Origin of the sequence: Streptococcus sp. 27098_8_75 (assembly GCF_041432475.1) — a bacterium.
Lineage (GTDB): Bacteria > Bacillota > Bacilli > Lactobacillales > Streptococcaceae > Streptococcus > Streptococcus gordonii.
In genome coordinates this window covers 472,149-492,739 of record NZ_JAPVZR010000001.1, presented here as the reverse complement: position 1 = coordinate 492,739, position 20,591 = coordinate 472,149, and the positions used below count along the sequence as shown (strand labels likewise).

The following is a 20,591-nucleotide window of genomic DNA, read 5'->3' as shown; positions in this document are numbered from 1 at the left end:
TCTAAAATGTCTAAATTTATAGGTGTATGTTTTCCCTGTTTTACATCTGTAAAACGTATAAATAAACAATTTTGAAAGCGCTTGCAAATACGAAGTTAAAGGAGTATACTATGGTTGTAAATATAGGGAGTCTAGGACTTTCAAAAAAAATAAAAAGGAGTTAGCGATGAAGAAGTTAACATTCAAAGTTGTCATTGCTGTGATGGCAATCCTCATGTTGCCTATCCAAGCGGTTCAAGCTTGTTGTGGTTTTATTTTTGGTCGCCAGTTGACAGCTGACGGTTCAACCATGTTTGGCCGTACGGAAGACTATCCTTACTATCCCAATGGTGGGAAACACAATAAGAACTATGTTGTTGTGGAAGGAAAGAATTATAAGGAAGGTGACCAGATCGTAGATGAATCTAATGGTTTCACTTATCCACATGCTGCCAACGAAATGAAATATACTGCAACTTATGATTCTGCTCGTGGCGATGGTAGTAACGGTGCTTTCGGGGAACATGGCTTTAATGAAGCAGGTGTTTCAATGACATCTACAGTTACAGCAATTCCAAATAAAAAAGTACTTGCAAAAGACCCTCTTAAAGCAGATGGTCTTCCAGAAGCTGCTATGCTGGATGTTATTTTGCCTCGTGCAAAATCAGCTCGTGAAGCAATTGAGCTACTTGCAAAAGTCATCGAAGAAAAGGGATCCGCTGAAGGAAATACTGTTGTTGTTGCAGACCAAAAAGAAACTTGGTACATGGAAATCTTATCTGGTCACCAATATGTAGCAGTGAAGGTGCCAGAAGATAAATACGCTGTTTTTGCTAACACCTATTACCTTGGCCATGTCGATTTGAATGACAAAGAAAATGTTATTGCTTCTAAAGATGTAGAAAAAGTAGCCCAAGAAGCAGGAAACTACAAGACAGATAAAGATGGTAATTTCCACATTGCTAAATCATATGGACCTGAAAAATACGCAGAAGGGGATCGTTCTCGTACATATGCAGGAATTACACTTCTTGATCCTAAATCTAAAATTACTTATGAAGATGATGAGTATGAACTCTTCCGCTCTCCAACTGATCCAAACAAGAAATTTACTCTTGAAGATGCCTTTGCTTTGCAACGGAACCGCTTTGAACACTTGAATGGTCGTTTTATACCTGATGATCAAATTGGGGTCAAGAAGCAAGGCGACAATGGTGCAAATGATGCTGTTCGGAAAGATCAATACAAATATGCTCTTGGTAATGAAAATGTTATCGATGCCCATGTTTATCAAATTGATCCGAAGTTGCCAAAATCTTTTGGTGGTAAAGTATGGCTCGGTTTAGGACCATCACGTAACACACCATATGTACCTTTCTATGGTAACGTTCAAGATACTTATCAAGCCTTTAAACCTCAAACTGCTACTTATGATCCAAACTCATGGTACTGGACAGTATGGCATATTGACCAAATGGCTATTAAGAACCAAGATATTTTCGGTAAGACTGTTCAAGATCATTGGAAGATGCTTGAAAAACAATTTATCATTGATCAAGAGAAGAAGGATATTGAGTATTATTCACTGAAAGACCAACCAGAAGCTGCTAAAGCTGCTGAACACAAAGTGACAAAAGATGCACTTGATTTATCAGATCGTCTTTTCCAACACTTCAAGGACTATGAAAAGTTGATGGAAAAACAATTAGAAGCTGCTGGACGTAAGTCTGATCCTTATCGCGCTTCACAACCAGATGATAAACAAGACCCATCAACACCTGAAAAACCAGATACTCCAAAAACTCCAGAAAAACCAAAAGCAACTGAAGAAGTAAATAAAAATGTACTTCCTGCTGAATACTATGTTGCAGCACCTCCAACTCATGACATTCCTGCTAATGCAGAAGGGAATCCAAACAATCGTTTTGGCTATGCAGCTACAGCAAATGTGCAAGTATTCGGACAAACATCTACTCGCGCTGAAGCTCCTCAGGTACAAAGCCAAGCTTCTCAAGAGCCAAGTCAAGCTCCACAAACAACAGTTGCCAATGCAGAAGGCAATCCAAACAACCGCTTTGGTTTTGCAGGAAATTATGAAGGCGGAAAAGATTTCAAGAATATTGGGACATTCTCTAACGGAAACTAATTTTTCTGTTGAGAAAGCCAGTCATTGGATATAAGAAAACACCTAGTTAAATCTAGGGGTTTTTGTATTTTTGGTAATAGAAAAGGCATGAGACCAATCGGTCTTAATTCATTCTTAGTTTTGCTTTTTAGTTTTCTCTTCTAGCTTTTTACCAAGTTCAATAATATATTGTTCCAAATCATCTTTGACCTGCGGATGTTTGAGAGCGTAATCGATAGATGTTTTCATGAAGCCAAACTTGTCACCAACATCGTAGCGATCCCCCTTAAATTCACGGGCAAATACGCGCTGGGTCTTGTTAAGAGTATCAATGGCATCTGTCAGTTGGATTTCATTTCCAGCACCAGGAGCTTGATTTTCCAAGATTTTAAAAATTTCTGGAGTCAGCAGATAGCGACCAATGATTGCCAAATCACTTGGAGCTTCCTCCGGACTTGGTTTTTCAACAAATTTTTCGACACTATAAAGTCCATTAAGACCTTCGCCTTGCGGAGCGATGACACCATATGAAGAAACTTCTTCATGAGGGACCTGCATAACAGCAATTGTAGAAGCATGAGTTGCTTCATAGTCGTTCATCAGCTGTTTGGTAAGTGGCATAGCTTTATCATTAGTGATATCCATAAGGTCATCTCCTAACATGACAACAAAAGGTTCGTTGCCGACAAAAGCCTTAGCTTGAAGCACAGCATCTCCCAGCCCACGCGGATGACTTTGTCGAATGAAGTGCAGGCCAATACCGGTTGTTTCATCAACTAATTTCAAAAGGTCATCTTTGCCTTTTTCTTTGAGGTTGTATTCAAGCTCAAAGTTGGAGTCGAAGTGGTCTTCAATCGAACGTTTTGACTTACCAGTTACGACTAAAATATCTTCAATTCCAGACTTGAGAGCTTCTTCGACAATAAATTGAATGGTAGGCTTGTCCACGATAGGTAACATTTCTTTAGCAAGCGCCTTAGTAGCAGGTAGGAAACGAGTTCCAAGGCCAGCTGCTGGAATGACAGCTTTCTTAACTTTTGACATTAGTAAATCCCTTCTAAATGCAGATTTGGTTATGACCATTCGTTCTCGGCCTTGAATTCATTGTTCATGATTTCGAAGATAGCCTCTTTTATGTCATGGTCTTGATAAATGACTTTATAAATGGCTTGGGTAATAGGCATATAGACATCCAATTCCTGAGCCAATTCATAAGCAGCCTTGGTGGTGGAAATTCCTTCAATCACCATGCCCATGTTAGCTTCAATATCCGCTAATTTTTCTCCACGTCCAAGAGCATCCCCAGCTCGCCAGTTGCGAGAGTGGATAGAAGTTCCGGTAACAATAAGGTCACCAACTCCAGATAAACCGCTATAGGTCAAAGGACTAGCGCCAAGTTTCACTCCTAAGCGAGTGATTTCAGCCAGTCCACGCGTGATAATGGCAGCCTTGGCATTGTCGCCATAGCCTAGGCCGTGTAGAGCCCCAGCTCCGACGGCGATAATATTTTTAAGGGCACCTGCCGTCTCGACTCCAACCACATCTGTATTGGTATAGAGGCGGAAATAGTGGTTGCTGAAAAGTTTCTGTACATATTTGGCAGCTTCTAGGTCCTTAGAAGCTGCTGTAATGAGAGTGATATCGCGAACAATGGTTTCCTCAGCATGGCTAGGACCTGAAACAACGACAATTTCACTACGCAATTCACTCGGGATTTCCTCTTCTAAGATTGTAGAAATACGTTCATGGCTGTCGGGTTCCAAACCTTTGGAAGCATGCATAACCTTAACCTTGTGGTCTAGGATTTGAGCGACTTGTTTTGCTACCAGTCTTGTGACCTTGGTTGGCACCACAAATAGAACCGCATCAGCACCATCTAAGGCTTCTGCTAGACTGTGGTAGGCTTTGATTTTTTCATCGAGGACAGTATCTTTAAAATAACGTGTGTTTGTATGCGCTTGGTTGATTTCATCAATCTGTTCAGCAATGTTACCCCAAATACGTACTTCGTGACCATTATCATTTAGCACTTGTGACAAAGCTGTACCCCAAGAGCCAGGGCCAATCACAGCAACTCGTTGTTTATCCATCTTTCTTATTTCCATTTCTAACTAGAGTATTCTACTCTATTCTATCATATTAAAAGAAAAAAATCGTTTTCAAGCTTAAATGTTCTCATTTTCTTATAGTCATTTTAAAGCTAAGTTAAATAAGCTTGACATTGATTTTTTCTGTGATATAGTAAGAAAACGAAGGAAAAAGAGAAAACTAGTAGAGGGAAGATGATGTTTGTAAAAACCTTATTAAAGTACAAGTGGTTTGTTGTGTGTTCGATTGTAATGACTGGCTTGATGATTGCTAGTTCGCTGTTGCAACCTTGGCTCCTTAAGCAGGTCCTGGATGCTTTGCAGATGAGTGATAGTAAAGCTATTTATCAAGCCGGGGCTTGGCTGATTGGTATGGGGATTGTTGGCTTGCTTGCTGGTGGTATTAATGTAACGACAGCAGCTTATATCGCCCAAGCGGTGTCATCTGATTTGCGGGAGAAGACTTTTCGAAAGATCCAGACTTTCTCTTATGCCAATATTGAGCAGTTCAATGCCGGAAATCTGGTTGTTCGGATGACCAATGATATTAATCAAATTCAAAATCTGGTTATGATGATGTTTCAAATCTTGCTTCGCCTGCCAATCCTATTCATTGGTTCGGTTGTCTTGGCCATCGTGACTGTTCCAGAACTCTGGTGGATTATTGCCCTTCTAATTTTACTTGTAGCTGGACTGACAGCTATGATGATGGGGCTTATGGGGCCGCGCTTTCAAAAATTTCAAATCTTATTAGAGCGCATGAACGCCATTGCCAAAGAAAATCTTCGAGGAGTTCGGGTGGTGAAGTCCTTTGTGCAAGAAAGGGCACAATTTGATAAGTTCAGTCAGGTTTCTGATGAGCTCTTGGATCAAAATCTATTTATCGGTTACGCTTTTTCAATTGTTGAACCAATGATGATGTTTGTCGGTTACGGGGCTATTTATCTGGCAATTTGGACCTTATCAGGCATGGTTGCTACAGACGCGGGAGTGGTCAGTTCGATTGCTTCTTTCATTGGCTACTTGAATCAAATTATCTTTACCATTATCATGGTTGGCTTTTTAGGAAATGGTGTGACGCGGGCTATTATATCAATGAGACGTCTCAATGAGGTTTTAGATACAGAGCCTGCAATGACCTTCCCAGATATAGCAGATGAAGACTTAGAAGGCAGTATTCGTTTTGATCATGTGACCTTTACCTATCCAACAGATGAAAGCCCAATTCTAAAAGATATTAGTTTTGAAGTTGCTCCGGGGCAGATGGTTGGCGTTGTCGGTGCAACGGGTGCTGGTAAGTCTACCTTGGCTCAGTTGATTCCCCGTCTTTTTGACCCTCAGGAAGGTTCTATTTCAATTGGCGGTAAGGATCTACGAGAAGTCAGTCAGGGAAGTCTTCGTAAAAATGTTTCCATTGTCTTGCAACGGGCTATTCTTTTTAGCGGGACCATTGCGGACAATCTTCGCCAAGGCAAACTCGATGCTTCCCTACCCGAGATGGAATGGGCAGCAGGAATTGCCCAAGCCAGTGAGTTTATCGGCCGTATGGCGGATAGCTTTGATAGTCAGGTAGAAGAACGTGGGAATAACTTCTCAGGTGGCCAGAAGCAAAGGATGTCCATTGCGCGTGGAGTCGTCAACCATCCCAAGATCCTAATTTTAGATGATTCGACCTCAGCTTTAGATGCCAAATCAGAAAAATTGGTTCAAGAAGCCTTAAACAAAGATTTGAAGGGCACAACCACCATTGTCATTGCCCAAAAGATTAGCTCGGTTGTCCATGCAGATAAGATTTTGGTCTTAGACCAAGGCCGTTTAATCGGACAAGGAACGCATAAAGAGCTAGTCGCAACAAATGAAGTTTACCGTGAGATCTACGAGACACAGAAAGGAAAGGAGGATTAAGATGCGGACTGTAAAATTTTTCTGGCAATATTTTAAAGACTATACATTATCTTTTATCATTGTGATCGTGATGATGATAGCTTCCACTATTTTACAAGTGCTCTTTCCGATTTATGTTGGTCAGGCTGTTCAACATCTAGTTGAATTAGGCAATGCCTTGGCTAATGGCGGAGAAAAAAATCAGCTTTTAGCTGCTTTTGCATCCCTTATGACCAAGCTGTTTCTAACCTTTCTCTGTCTGTCAATTTCTAGCTTGATTTATATGGTTTTGATGAGCCGAGTGATTTCGCATTCGACCAATGAGATGCGCAAGGGTCTCTTTGGAAAACTAGCTAAATTAACCGTATCCTTTTTTGATCGTCATCAGGACGGGGATATCTTGTCACGCTTTACCAGTGACTTGGACAATATTCTTCAGGCCTTGAACGAAAGTATGATTCAAGTTTTAAGCAATATTCTTCTCTACCTTGTCCTTGTGATCATCATGTTCCGGCAGAATGCTCGCTTGGCTTGGATTACTGTTGCCAGCACTCCCCTAGCTATTGTGGTTTTAGTCGTGATTGTTAAACTAGCTAGAAAGTACACCAATCTCCAGCAAAAAGAAGTTGGTCAACTTAATGCCTATATGGATGAAACCATTTCCGGTCAGAAGGCTGTTATTGTTCAGGGCATGCAAGAAGAAGTCATCAAAGGCTTCCTTGAGCAAAATGATCGAGTCCGTTCAGCTACTTTTAAGGGCAGAGCTTTCTCAGGACTTCTCTTCCCCATCATGAATGGAATGAGTCTGATTAATACAGCCATAGTCATTTTTGTTGGTTCAGCTGTCTTACTGAGCGACCCTAATGTCGAAACGGCTGTTGCAGTTGGTTTGATTACGACTTATGCCCAGTTTTCTCAGCAATATTATCAGCCTATCATCCAGATTGCAGCCAGCTGGGGCAGTTTGCAGTTGGCCTTTACAGGGGCTGACCGGATTCAGGAGATGTTTGATGCGCCCGAGGAAGTCCGACCAGAGAATGCGCCTGCTTTCACAGAGCTCACAGACTCAGTAGAGATCAAGCATGTGGACTTCTCATATGTAGAAGGCAAGCCCATCCTCAAAGACGTGTCTATCTTTGCTCCTAAGGGTAAGATGACGGCTGTTGTTGGCCCGACTGGATCAGGTAAGACGACCATTATGAACCTGCTCAATCGCTTTTACGATGTGGATAGTGGCAGTATTGAGTTTGACGGTCGCGACATTCGAGATTATGAGTTGGACAGTCTGCGGAGCCATGTGGGGATTGTTCTGCAGGATTCGGTGCTCTTTAGTGGCACGATTCGGGACAATATCCGCTTCGGTGTGCCGGATGCTAGTCAGGAAATGGTCGAAACGGCTGCGCGTGCGACACATATTCATGACTATATCGAAAGTCTGCCAGACAAATATGATACCTTGGTGGATGATGACCAGAATATTTTCTCAACTGGGCAGAAACAGTTGATTTCCATTGCTAGAACTTTGCTGACGGACCCGCAAGTCTTGATTTTGGACGAGGCGACGTCTAATGTCGATACGGTAACAGAGAGCAAGATTCAGCAGGCTATGGAAGCCATTGTAGCTGGTCGAACTAGCTTTGTCATTGCCCATCGCCTCAAGACAATCCTCAATGCTGACCAGATTATCGTCCTTAAAGATGGAGAGGTGATTGAGCAAGGGGACCACCATCAACTTCTTCAGCTCGGAGGATTCTATTCAGAACTCTATCATAATCAATTTGTCTTTGAGTAAAGAATTGATTCATATTTTACAACTCTCGTTTGAATTTTAAATTCATTCGGGAGTTTTTCCTTAAAACTTTCTAGCAAGTACTTGATAAAAAATTTTTATAAGTTGCTTTAAAAAAATTTATTGGACGAGAAGTGCTAGTCGTGGTAAGATAAAGTATATCTTGAGAAAGGAGTCTCCTATGTGCAGAACAATTGTTGGAATTTCGGCCAATCTTTGCCCAGTTGATGAAGACGGAAAAAATATTCACACCTCTGTTTCACGAAAGTTTGTGGACGGCGTACGAATGGCTGGTGGTCTGCCAATGGTGATTCCTCTTGGCGATAGAAGCCTGGTCGAGGATTATGTAGAAACCATAGACAAGCTGATTTTATCAGGTGGGCAGAATGTCCATCCAAAATTCTATGGGGAAGAAAAAACTATTGATAGTGACGATTATAATATCGCCCGTGATGAATTTGAATTAGCACTTTTAAAAGAAGCCTTACGCCAGAACAAACCTGTTATGGCAATTTGTCGTGGTCTGCAACTGGTAAATGTTGCTTTTGGTGGTACTTTAAACCAGCAGATTGATAATCATTGGCAGGGTCAGCCTTTTGGGACTTCGCATTCGATTCGTACGGAAAAAGGAAGTGTTGTAGAGCGTTTATTTGGTCAAGCTAGTCGGATTAACTCAGTCCACCGTCAAAGTATCAAGGACTTGGCTCCTAATTTTCGCGCGACGGCTTTTGACCCAAGAGACAATACTATCGAAGCTATCGAGTCCATCGATAACCATCGGATCATTGGGCTTCAATGGCATCCGGAGTTTTTGATTGGGGAAGAAAAGGGGAATTTAGAGTTATTTCACTATCTTTTGCAGGAATTATAAAAATTTTTAAACCTTTCAGTTTGCTTTTAGGAAAGTTTAAGGTAAGAGATTTATACTAAGACCATAAACAAAGACCTCCTAACTTTGTTTAGAAATCCTAAAACTTTTCTTTTTCATAATAATCTCCCTATAAGAACCGCCCAATTGGCGGTTTTTTTGCTGGAAAGGCTGAGAAATCTGGATTTTCAGTAATTTAATGTCTTTTATGTTATAATGAGTCACAAGTAGGCCAAGCGAATCGGTCAGTAGATGGAGGAAGAGAGATGTCAAGAGCGGAGCGAGTTATTTTAACAAATATGTGTATGGTTTACGATGGAGACCGCATTTTAGTGCAAAATAAAGTAAATGATGATTGGACCGGCCTTTGCTTTCCAGGTGGCCATGTTGAAAATCGTGAATCCTTTGTCAAATCAGTGATACGGGAAATCAAGGAAGAAACGGGTTTGACTATCTATGAGCCTCGCTTGTGTGGTGTCAAGCAGTTTTATACTGAAAAAGATGAGCGCTACATCGTTTTTCTTTACAAGACCAATCGTTTTGAAGGAGAGCTAGTGTCATCCGACGAAGGCGAAGTGTTCTGGGTTAACCGTGAAGATTTTGACAGCTACTCGCTGGCTGTGAGCTTTAAGGAAATGTATCAAGTTTTCACATCAGATTTGACAGAGCAGTTTACCTATCTGGATAATGGAGAGGTTATCAGAGATCTATACTAGAGAGAATCGCCAATCGGCGGTTTTTTTGCTTGTTTTTACCGAATTTAGTATAATAGGGGCAGTAAAAATAGAAAAGAGAAATGCATGAAAATTCGCGGATTTGAGCTGGTTTCCAGCTTTACAAATGATGATTTGCTACCCAAGAGAGAGACGGCTCACGCAGCTGGCTACGACTTGAAAGTGGCAGAGCGTACCGTCATAGCACCAGGAGATATTAAGCTAGTTCCGACCGGTGTCAAGGCCTATATGCAAGCCGGAGAGGTACTTTATCTTTACGACCGCTCGTCCAATCCTCGCAAAAAAGGCTTGGTCTTGATTAACTCCGTGGGGGTCATTGATGGCGACTACTATGGCAACCCTGGAAACGAAGGTCATATCTTTGCTCAGATGAAAAACATCACAGATCAGGAAGTCGTCCTTGAAGTTGGAGACCGTATCGTGCAGGCTGTCTTTGCACCCTTTTTAATTGCGGATGGAGATGAAGCAGATGGCGTGCGGACTGGCGGGTTTGGATCGACAGGGAAATAGAGTGAAAAAATGGAAGACTATTTATTAGTTGTAGATATGCAGTCAGATTATGTTGCTGCAGGAAAAGCATATGATAATGAAGCACTGACTGCGGCTGTCAATGACAAAATAGCTAGTTATCCCAGCAATCGGGTTATCTATATTCTCAACCGTTTTTTCTGGGAGAGAAAAGATAGGAAGAAGAAATTTGCGACCGGCTTGAAGGTTATATCTTCTCGCATCTTTGAGAAGCGTCGGGCTTCTTGCTTTACGAATCCGGATTTAAAAGAGTTTTTAGAGGGAACTGGTGCTAAAAGCTTAGAGTTTATAGGGGTAGATGGCAATGGCTGTGTCAAGGCTTCCGTTTTGGCAGCTGTCAAGGAGAATTATCAGGTTTCTGTCGATTTGTCCGTTGTCGGAGTTGCCCACCAGAAGAAATTTTCTAAAACACTGAAGCAATGGCAAGATTGCGGAATCAAGATTAGATAGCTTTATGAGGATATTAGCATGAAAATCATTTTTATCCGCCACGGAGAGCCAGATTATTCACTTTTGGAAGAGGCTGGTTATACTGGCTTTGGACTAGATTTGGCTCCCTTGTCGGCTGCTGGTCGTCGGATGGCGACAGAGGCCACTGCTAATCCTTTGCTGGAACAAGCGGAAATTATGATCTCCTCTTCTTTGACGCGGGCTTTGGAGACGGCTTCCTATCTGATTCGAAACCGCCAACTATCGCTTTTTGTGGAGCCTTTGCTGCATGAATGGCAGGTATATGAGAGTGGGACAGAAAAGTTTGAGCAGGCTCGGAAGTTATTTTTTGAAAATAATGGTTCTCTTCCTGCAGGAAGTCCTGTCCGGTATGAAACGGCTGAGCAGATGAAAGCCCGCTTTTTTCGTGCCTTAAGCAAATACAGAGACTACGAGACGATAGCTCTTGTAGCTCATCGCATGCTCATCCGCCAGTTTGTAGCTGATCAGCAGATTGATTTTTGCCAGTTTATTGAATGTGAATTAGAAATATAAAGGAGATATCTCATCGCTAAGAAAAAAACGACCTTTGTGTGTCAAAATTGTGAATACCATTCGCCCAAGTATCTAGGCCGCTGTCCTAATTGTGGAGCGTGGTCTTCTTTTGTTGAGGAAGTAGAGGCTACAGAAGTCAAGCATGCTCGTGTTTCCTTGACAGGTGAAAAGACTCGGCCCATGAAGCTGGCTGAGATTACTTCGATTGATGTCAATCGGACCAAGACAGAAATGGACGAGTTCAACCGTGTGCTGGGTGGTGGCGTAGTACCTGGCAGTCTTGTTCTGATTGGTGGAGATCCTGGTATCGGGAAATCCACCCTGCTTTTGCAGGTGTCCACTCAGCTTTCTCATCAGGGCACCGTTCTCTATGTCAGCGGGGAGGAATCTGCTGAGCAGATTAAGCTGCGGGCGGAACGCCTCGGTGATATTGACAGTGAATTTTACCTCTACGCTGAGACCAATATGCAAAATATCCGCACAGAGATTGAAAAGAATAAGCCAGATTTTCTGATTATTGACTCCATTCAGACAGTTATGTCGCCGGAAATTTCCAGTGTTCAAGGCTCTGTCTCTCAGGTTCGCGAGGTGACGGCTGAGCTCATGCAGCTGGCCAAGACCAATAATATCGCGACCTTTATCGTTGGCCACATGACCAAGGAAGGAACCTTAGCTGGTCCTCGGACGCTAGAGCATATGGTGGATACTGTGCTTTATTTTGAGGGTGAACGCCAGCACACTTTTCGTATCTTGAGAGCCGTCAAGAACCGCTTTGGTTCGACCAATGAGATTGGCATTTTTGAAATGCAGTCTGGCGGGCTAGTTGAGGTTGTCAATCCCAGTGAAGTCTTTTTAGAAGAGCGCCTGGATGGTGCGACAGGCTCTTCTATTGTCGTGACCATGGAAGGAACGCGGCCGATTTTGGCAGAGGTGCAGGCTTTGGTGACACCGACCATGTTTGGCAATGCCAAGCGAACCACGACTGGTCTGGACTTTAACAGAGCCAGCCTTATCATGGCGGTTCTAGAAAAACGGGCGGGGCTCCTCCTGCAAAATCAAGACGCCTATCTCAAATCAGCTGGTGGAGTTAAGCTAGATGAGCCAGCCATTGATTTGGCGGTAGCGGTAGCCATTGCTTCCAGCTACAAGGATTTGCCTACCAATCCTCAAGAGTGCTTTATTGGTGAAATTGGCCTGACTGGCGAAATCCGACGGGTCAACCGTATCGAGCAGCGTATCAACGAAGCAGCAAAGCTGGGTTTCACCAAGGTCTATGCTCCTAAAAACTCTCTGAACGGCCTCAAAGTTCCAGACAATATCCAAGTCATCGGTGTGACGACGATTGGGGAAGTCTTAAAGAAAGTGTTTGCTTAGAACCTTGCTTTATAGGTAAATAAAACTGTCAATGTAACGACTTTGGTAGATAAATAAAACAGGTGCAAGGATTAGTTCTCTTTGCTCAAAACAAGATAAAAGGAGAAATCTGATGTCAGATAATCGCATGAATTTTACTATTGAAAACAATAGCCAATTTCCTTTTGTAGAAATTGTATTAGATAAAGGCGAAAAAGCCTATATTCAGCGCGGAAGCATGGTTTATCATTCTTCTAGTGTTAAATTAAGAACCAAACTGAATGCAAAAGGATCTGGTCTTGGTAAATTAGTTAAAGCAGTTGGACGTTCGATGGTGTCTGGTGAAAGCACCTTTATTACGGAAGCTTTATCTGATGCAGATGGTGGCCTCTTAGCTCTAGCTCCTAATGTTCCGGGTCAGGTAATGCCCTTGTATTTAGGGGAACATCAATATCGATTGAACGATGGAGCTTTCCTTGCTTTGGATGGTTCAGCATTTTATACGATGGAACGCCAGTCTATTGGCCGTGCCTTGTTTGGCGGTCAAGGAGGTTTCTTTGTCATGACCACTCAAGGAGAAGGAACACTCTTAGTCAATGCCTTTGGAGCTATCAAGAAAATTGAACTGAAAGACCAAGAAATGACGATTGATAATGCCCATGTTGTTGCCTGGAGCAAAGACTTGCATTATGACATTCACTTGGAAAATGGTTTTTTACAATCTGTCGGTACAGGAGAAGGTGTTGTTAATACTTTCCGAGGTACAGGAGAAATCTATGTTCAAAGTCTAAATGTTGAAACTTTCGCTAAAATTTTGGGTGGATATATTCCTACAAAAGAGTAGGCTTGACTATTCCTGGGCATATAAATTTTTCATGAGTAAGAAGCTTTATCTCTGACAAATCTTAAAAAAGCTGGTAAGATAAGATTAATTTATTTGACAATCAAATAAATTTTCCAGAGATGAAGCAGAGGTGAATATGTCTTACTTTAAAAATTTTATGAAGGCCAACAGAGCGTATGTCGACTTGCATGGAACAGCTCATTTACCAATAAAACCAAAAACAAAGGTTGCTATTGTAACCTGCATGGATTCCCGACTTCATGTGGCTCCGGCCTTAGGTTTGGCCCTTGGAGATGCCCATATTTTGCGGAACGCTGGTGGGCGTGTAACGGAGGATATGATTCGATCCTTAGTGATTTCTCAGCAACAGATGGGGACCAGAGAAGTAGTGGTTTTGCACCATACCGACTGTGGAGCTCAGACCTTTACCAATCCAGAATTTGCCTGTCACCTTGAAAATGTGCTAGGTGTGGATGTTAAGGGGCAAGATTTTCTGCCCTTCACAGATGTGGAAGAAAGTGTACGGGAGGACATGGAATTACTTCGAAAGTCTCCCTTGATTCCTGATGATGTAGAAATTTCCGGTGGCGTCTATGATGTGGATACCGGGCGAATCCATGAAGTTCTATAAATAAATGTTCTAGTTTCCAATTAGTTTGGGAATGAAAAAAAGATTGCTTGCGGGTAATCTTTTTTTCTTACTTGTGCTATAATAGAAACGATTGAAAAGAGGCCCTTTGGTCCTCGATGATAAAAAGAATGATATAAAGGAGATCTGCTTTGGCAAAAGCTATTCGGGTGCGTTATGCACCAAGTCCGACTGGACTTTTACACATCGGAAATGCGCGGACTGCGCTCTTTAATTACCTCTATGCTCGTCATCATGGCGGGACCTTCATTATCCGTATCGAGGATACTGACCGCAAGCGCCATGTAGAAGATGGGGAACGTTCACAGCTTGAAAATTTGCGTTGGCTAGGCATGGATTGGGATGAAAGCCCAGAAACACATGAAAACTACCGTCAGTCTGAGCGTTTGGAACTCTACCAAAAATACATTGACCAATTGCTAGCTGAAGGAAAGGCCTACAAATCTTATGTCACAGAAGAAGAATTGGCAGCCGAGCGCGAACGACAGGAAGCAGCAGGAGAAACACCTCGCTACATCAACGAATATCTTGGTATGAGTGAAGAAGAAAAAGCGGCTTATATTGCTGAACGTGAAGCAGCAGGTATTGTACCAACTGTCCGTCTGGCGGTTAATGAGTCAGGTATCTACAAATGGCACGACATAGTCAAAGGCGACATTGAGTTCGAAGGCGGCAATATCGGTGGTGACTGGGTTATTCAAAAGAAAGACGGATACCCAACTTACAACTTTGCTGTTGTTATTGATGACCACGATATGCAAATCTCTCACGTTATCCGTGGAGACGACCACATTGCTAACACTCCAAAACAGCTCATGGTTTATGAAGCGCTTGGTTGGGAAGCCCCAGAGTTCGGCCATATGACCTTGATTATCAATAGCGAAACGGGTAAAAAGCTATCTAAACGTGATACCAACACTCTTCAATTTATCGAGGATTATCGTAAGAAGGGGTATCTGCCAGAAGCAGTCTTTAACTTTATTGCACTGCTAGGTTGGAATCCTGGTGGTGAAGATGAGATTTTCTCTCGCGAAGAGCTCATTAAACTCTTCGATGAGAACCGCCTCAGCAAGTCTCCAGCAGCCTTCGACCAGAAGAAACTAGACTGGATGAGCAATGAATACATCAAAAATGCAGATTTCGAAAGAATCTTTGCTCTGGCGAAACCATACTTGGAAGCAGCAGGGCGTTTGACAGATAAGGCTGAAAAATTAGTAGAGCTTTACAAACCACAGATGAAGTCAGTTGATGAAATTGTACCTCTGACAGATCTTTTCTTCTCAGATTTCCCAGAGTTGACAGAGGCTGAGCGCGAAGTTATGGCAGGAGAAACAGTTCCAGTAGTTTTAGAAGCCTTCAAAGCGAAGCTAGAAGCTATGACAGATGAAGAATTTGTGACAGAAAACATCTTCCCTCAAATCAAAGCAGTCCAAAAAGAAACAGGTATCAAAGGGAAAAACCTCTTCATGCCGATTCGTATTGCCGTTTCAGGTGAAATGCATGGACCAGAACTTCCAGATACGATTTACCTATTAGGTCGTGAGAAATCTATCCAGCATATCGAGAACATGCTAAATCAAATTCAATAAGATGAACCAGCTTTCGGGCTGGTTTTTATTTTAATCCAGTATATAATATATTGTATTTGAATAAAAATTGATAAAACATTTTTATTTTAATAAATATCGACTTTCTCTTGACATTTGCATTTTCATACCGTAGAATGTTTAAAAATACAAAATATAGAAGGGTAGGAGTAATCGCATGGTTAAAGAGAAAGTTATTTTGGCCTATTCAGGAGGTTTGGACACATCGGTGGCTATTACTTGGCTGAACAAGGATTATGATGTGATCGCAGTCTGCATGGACGTGGGTGAGGGAAATGATTTGGATTTCATTCATGATAAGGCGCTGAAAGTTGGCGCTATTGAATCTCACGTCATTGATGTTAAAGATGAGTTCGCGGAAGACTACGTCCTGGTTGCTCTGCAAGGACACACCTTCTATGAACAAAAATATCCTCTGGTGTCCGCTCTGAGCCGACCTCTGATTTCCAAGAAATTAGTTGAAATTGCCCACAAGACAGGGGCGACGACTATTGCCCATGGCTGTACTGGAAAAGGAAATGATCAGGTCCGTTTTGAAGTGTCCATCGCCTCCTTGGATCCCAAGCTCAAGGTGATTGCTCCGGTTCGTGAGTGGAAATGGTCTCGGGAAGAAGAAATCAATTATGCTAAAGCTAATGGTGTGCCAATTCCTGCAGATTTGGACAGTCCTTACTCAGTCGACCAAAACCTTTGGGGACGGGCCAATGAGTGTGGTGTCTTGGAAAACCCATGGAATGAAGCACCGGAAGACGCCTATGATTTGACGGTTGCGCCAGAGGCAGCGCCAGACAGCCCAGCCTATGTAAATATTGACTTTGAAGCGGGTGTGCCGGTTGCATTAGATGGCAAAAAGATAAAGCTTGCGGATTTGATCCTTGAGCTGAATGACTTGGCAGGACAACACGGTGTCGGACGGATTGACCATGTGGAAAATCGTCTGGTGGGGATTAAGTCTCGGGAAATCTATGAATGCCCTGGTGCAGTGACTCTCTTGGCTGCTCACAAGGAAATCGAGGATCTGACTCTAGTTAGAGAACTGGCGCATTTCAAACCGATTATCGAAAATGAGCTGTCCAATCTCATCTACAATGGTCTCTGGTTTAATCCGGCGACAGAAGCTTTGATTGCCTACCTTAAGTCCACTCAGCAAGTGGTCAATGGAACAGCTAAAGTGAAGCTTTATAAGGGATCTGTGACAGTTGTAGCTCGTAAGTCTGACAATTCTCTCTACGACGAAAATCTGGCTACCTATACCAGTGCAGATACCTTTGACCAGGATGCCGCGATTGGCTTTATCAAGCTATGGGGTCTTCCGTCTAAGGTTCACGCAGAGGTTCAGGCTCACAAAGATAAATAGAAAGGGGCTTTCCTATGGCGAATCATAAACTGTGGGGCGGACGTTTTGAAGCCTCTCTGGAAGGCTGGGTAGAAGAATTTGGTGCCAGCATTGGATTTGACTATCGTCTGGCTCCTTATGATCTAGAGGGCAGCCTAGCCCATGTCAAAATGCTGGGGCAGACAGGAATCGTTGCTTCAGAGGAAGCAGCTGCTATTCAGGCAGGCCTAGAAAAGCTGTTGGCACGTTATGAGGCTGGAGAGCTTGAGTTTGATGTGCGTAATGAAGATATTCATATGAATATGGAGGCTCTTCTGACCGAGGAGATTGGGCCAGTAGCTGGTAAGCTTCATACGGCTCGCTCTCGTAATGATCAGGTGGCGACAGATATGCACCTTTATCTCAAGGATCAGCTCGGTCAGATTGCGGATAAACTCTTAAATCTGCGTCAGGTTCTATTGGACTTGGCTGAGGAGCATGTAGAGACCATCATGCCAGGCTATACCCATCTGCAGCATGCTCAGCCGATTAGCTTTGCTCATCATCTGCTGGCCTATTATCAGATGTTCAGCCGGGATAGTCAGCGCTTTGCCTTTAATCTGGAGCATACGGATTTGTCTCCTTTAGGAGCAGCGGCTCTGGCGGGGACAACGTTTCCGATTGACCGGGAGTTGACAGCTGAATTGTTGGGCTTCAAAGGCATTTACCACAATTCCTTGGATGCGGTCAGTGATCGAGACTTTATCTTGGAATTTTTATCTAACAGCAGCATTCTCATTATGCATCTGTCTCGTCTCTGCGAGGAGCTGATTAACTGGTGTAGCTATGAATACGGCTTTGTCAGTCTATCAGACACCTTTAGTACGGGATCTTCCATTATGCCGCAAAAGAAAAATCCGGACATGGCGGAGCTGATTCGAGGCAAGAGCGGACGGGTTTATGGTCATCTCTTCAGCCTTCTGACGGTTATGAAATCCCTGCCCTTGGCCTATAATAAGGACCTGCAGGAAGACAAGGAAGGCATGTTCGATACAGTGGATACCATCCAAAAATCGCTGGATATTATGGCGGGTATGCTGTCTAGTATGACAGTAAACAAAGAAAAAATGCTGGTTTCAACTCAGCGGGATTTCTCCAATGCGACAGAATTGGCTGACTATCTGGCTAAAAAAGGATTGCCTTTCCGAGAAGCCCATGAGATTGTCGGGAAGTTGGTGCTGGAATGCAGCAAGGCAGGCTATTATCTACAGGATATTCCGCTGAGTCGCTATCAGGAAGTGTCGTCACTGATTGAAGAAGACATTTATCAAGCGCTTGAGTCGCAGACGGCTGTGCAAAAGCGAAATTCACTCGGCGGAACTGGATTCGAACAGATCCGTCAGGAGTTGGAAAGAGCTAAAAAAGATTTGAACAACAAATAACATTTAGAAAACATCGTGAAAAAGAGCGATGTTTTTGCTTTATAAAAAGCTATAAATGAAGGTAGAAATAGCGCTAAAGGTTGCTGGCATTGGCTTTTTGGAAAAATATGGTATAATAGATATAATTTTGGTAGATGGAGTTAAATTTTGAAAAAAAGCTATCGCGTCAAGAGTGAAAAAGATTTCAATGCGATTTTTAATGATAAACAAAGTGTGGCTAATAAACGATTTGTCATCTATAAATTGGATAAAGATCAAAAACACTTTCGAGTGGGGCTTTCTGTCAGTAAAAAACTTGGGAATGCAGTTGTCAGAAATGGGATTAAGAGGAAGATTCGCCATGTCTTGATAGAGCATAGACAAGAGCTGCAACCGGTTGACTTTGTCATCATTGCTCGTAAGGGAGTGGAAGAGTTGAATTACAAAGAAATTGAGCGGAATTTGCTACATGTGCTGAAACTAGCTAAAATCTATCAGGAAGGGATTCTCAGTGAAAAAGAAGAGTAAGTTAGCAGGTCTCCTGCTTTTGTCCTCGCTTGTATTGACCGCTTGCGGAACGAGCGAAGTAACATCACAATCAACTGATTTATGGGAGAAATTTGTTTTTTTCTTTGCGGAAACGATTCGTTTCTTATCCTTTAATAGTAGTTTGGGAATTGGAATAATCCTCTTTACCATTGTTATTCGAACAGTTCTTTTGCCAGTCTTCCAAATCCAGATGAATTCATCGCGCAAGATGCAGGAAGCTCAGCCACATATCAAAGCCTTGCAGGCAAAATATCCAGGCAAAGATATGGAGAGCAGAAATTTATTAGCGACAGAGACACAGAAACTCTACAAGGAATTAGGTGTCAATCCGCTTGCATCTTTCATACCGCTCTTTATTCAAATGCCTGTACTTTTGGCCCTTTTCCAAGCTCTTACCCGAGTTGAATTTATGAAAACAGGTCATTTCCTCTGGCTTAATTTGGCAGAGAAAGATCCCTACTTTATTCTCCCAGTACTTGCAGCTCTCTTTACTTTCTTGAGTAGTTGGCTCAATAACAAGGGCTTGGCAGAGAAAAATGGAGCGATGACAGTTATGACCTATCTCATGCCACTCTTGATTTTCTGGTTTGCCCTGAGTTTTTCCAGTGGGGTAGCCCTCTACTGGACAGTGTCAAATGCCTACCAAGTGGGACAAACTTTAGTTTTGAGCAATCCGTTCAAAATGATCGCGGAGCGCGAAGCTAAGCTTAATGCTGCGCGTGAACAAGAAGAAAAGAAAAAACGTGCCTTCCGAAAAGCACAGAAAAAGAAAAAATAAGGAGGTCTCTTGCAAATGGTTGTATTTACAGGAGCAAGTGTAGAAGAAGCAATTCAAGAAGGATTGCGTGAGTTAGATATTCCTCGTATGAAAGCACATATTACTGTTATTTCACGTGAGAAAAAAGGTTTTCTAGGTTTATTTGGTAAAAAGCCTGCCCAAGTTGATGTGGAGCCAATCAGCGAAACAACAATGGTCAAGGCCAACCAAAAAGCAGTAAAAGGTGTGCCAGAAGAAATCAATGCTAAAAATGAACCGGTCAAAAGTGTTAGTGAAGAAACGGTTGACTTGGGTCGAGTTGTCGCTGCCATCAAGAAGGTTGAAGGCGAAGGCGAAAAGGTTTCAGACGAAGTTAAGGCGGAAATCCTCAAGCATGACAAACAAGCCAATACTATTTTAGAGGAAACTGGAACAATTGACCTTATTAAAAACCAAGTAAGACAAGGTGAATCAGAAGAAAAGAGCCAACCAGCTAATCAAGAGTTTTCAGATTTAGGTATCGAAGTTGAAGAAAACTACGACATTGAAGAAGTTGTCTCAGATGTGACAGCCTATGTCCAAGAAATCATCAATGAAATGGACGTTGAAGCAAGTTTATCATCTAGTTACAACCGTCGTACGGTCAATATGCAGATTGACACCAATGAACCTGGCCGTGTGATTGGATACCACGGAAAGGTTCTCAAAGCTCTGCAACTATTGGCTCAGAACTATCTCTACATTCGTTATGAAAAGAGCTTTTATATCTCTATCAATGTCAATGACTATGTGGAACATCGGGCTGAAGTCTTGCAAAGCTACGCTCAAAAATTGGCTAACAAAGCCTTGGAAGAGCGTCGTAGCCAGCCGACAGATCCAATGTCTAATAACGAACGCAAAATTATCCACCGAATCATTTCTAAAATGGATGGCGTTACTAGCTATTCAGAAGGCGACGAGCCAAACCGTTACGTCGTAGTTGATATTGATAGTGAGTAAAAGCTTCAATTATTGACCATATCAGAATTTTTTATACAACAAAGTGAGACTGAGACGCCATTGTCTCCGTCTCCTTTCTTTTATAGATAATAGTTTGAATGTAGAAAATCAAAGAGGGA

19 protein-coding genes are annotated in these 20,591 nt (G+C 42.5%); 17 read left to right on the top strand and 2 right to left on the bottom strand.

Features of this window, described 5'->3' with window-relative positions:
• Positions 1–166 precede the first annotated feature (166 nt).
• Complete coding sequence (gene abpB / locus O3640_RS02285; RefSeq protein WP_053794245.1) at positions 167–2,125, top strand: C69 family dipeptidase AbpB; 1,959 nt, start codon at positions 167–169, stop codon at positions 2,123–2,125.
• 114 nt (positions 2,126–2,239) lie between these two features.
• Here abpB and galU read toward each other — a convergent pair whose 3' ends face one another.
• On the bottom strand, positions 2,240–3,148 hold the full coding sequence (gene galU, locus O3640_RS02280) for a UTP--glucose-1-phosphate uridylyltransferase GalU (protein ID WP_053794244.1): 909 nt from the start codon (positions 3,146–3,148) through the stop codon (positions 2,240–2,242).
• A gap of 29 nt (positions 3,149–3,177) precedes the next feature.
• Entirely contained in the window at positions 3,178–4,194 is a 1,017-nt protein-coding gene (locus O3640_RS02275) for an NAD(P)H-dependent glycerol-3-phosphate dehydrogenase (protein ID WP_045505249.1), read from the bottom strand.
• Between the two features lie 195 nt (positions 4,195–4,389).
• Between O3640_RS02275 and O3640_RS02270 the strand changes: the two genes are divergently transcribed.
• From O3640_RS02270 to jag, 16 genes are all read left to right on the top strand, one after another.
• Positions 4,390–6,096, top strand: coding sequence for an ABC transporter ATP-binding protein (locus O3640_RS02270; protein ID WP_046164876.1), 1,707 nt, complete (start codon positions 4,390–4,392; stop codon positions 6,094–6,096).
• A gap of 1 nt (position 6,097) precedes the next feature.
• Positions 6,098–7,867, top strand: a complete 1,770-nt coding sequence (locus O3640_RS02265) for an ABC transporter ATP-binding protein (protein ID WP_045772687.1) — start codon at positions 6,098–6,100, stop codon at positions 7,865–7,867.
• A gap of 178 nt (positions 7,868–8,045) precedes the next feature.
• Entirely contained in the window at positions 8,046–8,735 is a 690-nt protein-coding gene (locus O3640_RS02260) for a gamma-glutamyl-gamma-aminobutyrate hydrolase family protein (RefSeq protein ID WP_008808191.1), read from the top strand.
• A 263-nt stretch (positions 8,736–8,998) separates the two neighbouring features.
• A complete protein-coding gene (locus O3640_RS02255) occupies positions 8,999–9,448 on the top strand; it encodes an 8-oxo-dGTP diphosphatase (protein WP_008808192.1) in 450 nt (149 codons plus the stop codon).
• A gap of 84 nt (positions 9,449–9,532) precedes the next feature.
• Positions 9,533–9,976 carry a dUTP diphosphatase gene (locus O3640_RS02250; RefSeq protein WP_008808193.1) on the top strand — a complete coding sequence of 148 codons (444 nt, stop codon included), beginning with the start codon at positions 9,533–9,535 and terminating at the stop codon, positions 9,974–9,976.
• Positions 9,977–9,985: 9 nt separating this feature from the next.
• The gene (locus O3640_RS02245; protein ID WP_045772688.1) at positions 9,986–10,444 is read left to right on the top strand and encodes an isochorismatase family protein; all 459 of its coding nucleotides are present in this window, start codon (positions 9,986–9,988) and stop codon (positions 10,442–10,444) included.
• Between the two features lie 18 nt (positions 10,445–10,462).
• The gene (locus tag O3640_RS02240) at positions 10,463–10,978 is read left to right on the top strand and encodes a histidine phosphatase family protein (protein ID WP_045772689.1); all 516 of its coding nucleotides are present in this window, start codon (positions 10,463–10,465) and stop codon (positions 10,976–10,978) included.
• 12 nt (positions 10,979–10,990) lie between these two features.
• Positions 10,991–12,352, top strand: coding sequence for a DNA repair protein RadA (gene radA, locus O3640_RS02235; protein ID WP_371586656.1), 1,362 nt, complete (start codon positions 10,991–10,993; stop codon positions 12,350–12,352).
• Positions 12,353–12,464: 112 nt separating this feature from the next.
• Positions 12,465–13,175, top strand: coding sequence for a TIGR00266 family protein (locus O3640_RS02230; protein WP_008808197.1), 711 nt, complete (start codon positions 12,465–12,467; stop codon positions 13,173–13,175).
• Between the two features lie 136 nt (positions 13,176–13,311).
• Positions 13,312–13,806: a carbonic anhydrase gene (locus tag O3640_RS02225; protein WP_008808198.1), complete on the top strand. Its 495-nt coding sequence runs from the start codon at positions 13,312–13,314 to the stop codon at positions 13,804–13,806.
• 149 nt (positions 13,807–13,955) lie between these two features.
• The gene (gltX, locus tag O3640_RS02220) at positions 13,956–15,413 is read left to right on the top strand and encodes a glutamate--tRNA ligase (protein ID WP_008808199.1); all 1,458 of its coding nucleotides are present in this window, start codon (positions 13,956–13,958) and stop codon (positions 15,411–15,413) included.
• A 175-nt stretch (positions 15,414–15,588) separates the two neighbouring features.
• Positions 15,589–16,788 (top strand): argininosuccinate synthase, encoded by a 1,200-nt coding sequence (locus tag O3640_RS02215; protein WP_008808200.1) that lies wholly within the window; start codon positions 15,589–15,591, stop codon positions 16,786–16,788.
• A 14-nt stretch (positions 16,789–16,802) separates the two neighbouring features.
• Entirely contained in the window at positions 16,803–18,188 is a 1,386-nt protein-coding gene (gene argH, locus O3640_RS02210; RefSeq protein ID WP_045772690.1) for an argininosuccinate lyase, read from the top strand.
• 147 nt (positions 18,189–18,335) lie between these two features.
• The gene (gene rnpA / locus O3640_RS02205; RefSeq protein WP_008808202.1) at positions 18,336–18,695 is read left to right on the top strand and encodes a ribonuclease P protein component; all 360 of its coding nucleotides are present in this window, start codon (positions 18,336–18,338) and stop codon (positions 18,693–18,695) included.
• A complete protein-coding gene (locus O3640_RS02200) occupies positions 18,679–19,494 on the top strand; it encodes a YidC/Oxa1 family membrane protein insertase (RefSeq protein ID WP_008808203.1) in 816 nt (271 codons plus the stop codon). The genes rnpA and O3640_RS02200 overlap by 17 nt, the downstream gene beginning before the upstream one ends.
• A 15-nt stretch (positions 19,495–19,509) precedes the next feature.
• Positions 19,510–20,472, top strand: a complete 963-nt coding sequence (gene jag / locus O3640_RS02195; protein WP_045772691.1) for an RNA-binding cell elongation regulator Jag/EloR — start codon at positions 19,510–19,512, stop codon at positions 20,470–20,472.
• Positions 20,473–20,591: the final 119 nt, after the last annotated feature.

What these genes read in the sequence shown, in the direction of transcription:
- argH (WP_045772690.1), top strand. Translation starts at nt 16,803, where the DNA reads ATGGCGAATCATAAACTGTGGGGCGGACGTTTTGAAGCCTCTCTGGAA.
- O3640_RS02245 (WP_045772688.1), top strand. Translation starts at nt 9,986, where the DNA reads ATGGAAGACTATTTATTAGTTGTAGATATGCAGTCAGATTATGTTGCT.
- O3640_RS02270 (WP_046164876.1), top strand. Translation starts at nt 4,390, where the DNA reads ATGTTTGTAAAAACCTTATTAAAGTACAAGTGGTTTGTTGTGTGTTCG.
- galU (WP_053794244.1), bottom strand. Translation starts at nt 3,148, where the DNA reads ATGTCAAAAGTTAAGAAAGCTGTCATTCCAGCAGCTGGCCTTGGAACT.
- O3640_RS02250 (WP_008808193.1), top strand. Translation starts at nt 9,533, where the DNA reads ATGAAAATTCGCGGATTTGAGCTGGTTTCCAGCTTTACAAATGATGAT.
- jag (WP_045772691.1), top strand. Translation starts at nt 19,510, where the DNA reads ATGGTTGTATTTACAGGAGCAAGTGTAGAAGAAGCAATTCAAGAAGGA.
- O3640_RS02230 (WP_008808197.1), top strand. Translation starts at nt 12,465, where the DNA reads ATGTCAGATAATCGCATGAATTTTACTATTGAAAACAATAGCCAATTT.
- abpB (WP_053794245.1), top strand. Translation starts at nt 167, where the DNA reads ATGAAGAAGTTAACATTCAAAGTTGTCATTGCTGTGATGGCAATCCTC.
- O3640_RS02225 (WP_008808198.1), top strand. Translation starts at nt 13,312, where the DNA reads ATGTCTTACTTTAAAAATTTTATGAAGGCCAACAGAGCGTATGTCGAC.
- O3640_RS02260 (WP_008808191.1), top strand. Translation starts at nt 8,046, where the DNA reads ATGTGCAGAACAATTGTTGGAATTTCGGCCAATCTTTGCCCAGTTGAT.
- O3640_RS02255 (WP_008808192.1), top strand. Translation starts at nt 8,999, where the DNA reads ATGTCAAGAGCGGAGCGAGTTATTTTAACAAATATGTGTATGGTTTAC.
- O3640_RS02215 (WP_008808200.1), top strand. Translation starts at nt 15,589, where the DNA reads ATGGTTAAAGAGAAAGTTATTTTGGCCTATTCAGGAGGTTTGGACACA.
- O3640_RS02265 (WP_045772687.1), top strand. Translation starts at nt 6,098, where the DNA reads ATGCGGACTGTAAAATTTTTCTGGCAATATTTTAAAGACTATACATTA.
- O3640_RS02275 (WP_045505249.1), bottom strand. Translation starts at nt 4,194, where the DNA reads ATGGATAAACAACGAGTTGCTGTGATTGGCCCTGGCTCTTGGGGTACA.
- O3640_RS02240 (WP_045772689.1), top strand. Translation starts at nt 10,463, where the DNA reads ATGAAAATCATTTTTATCCGCCACGGAGAGCCAGATTATTCACTTTTG.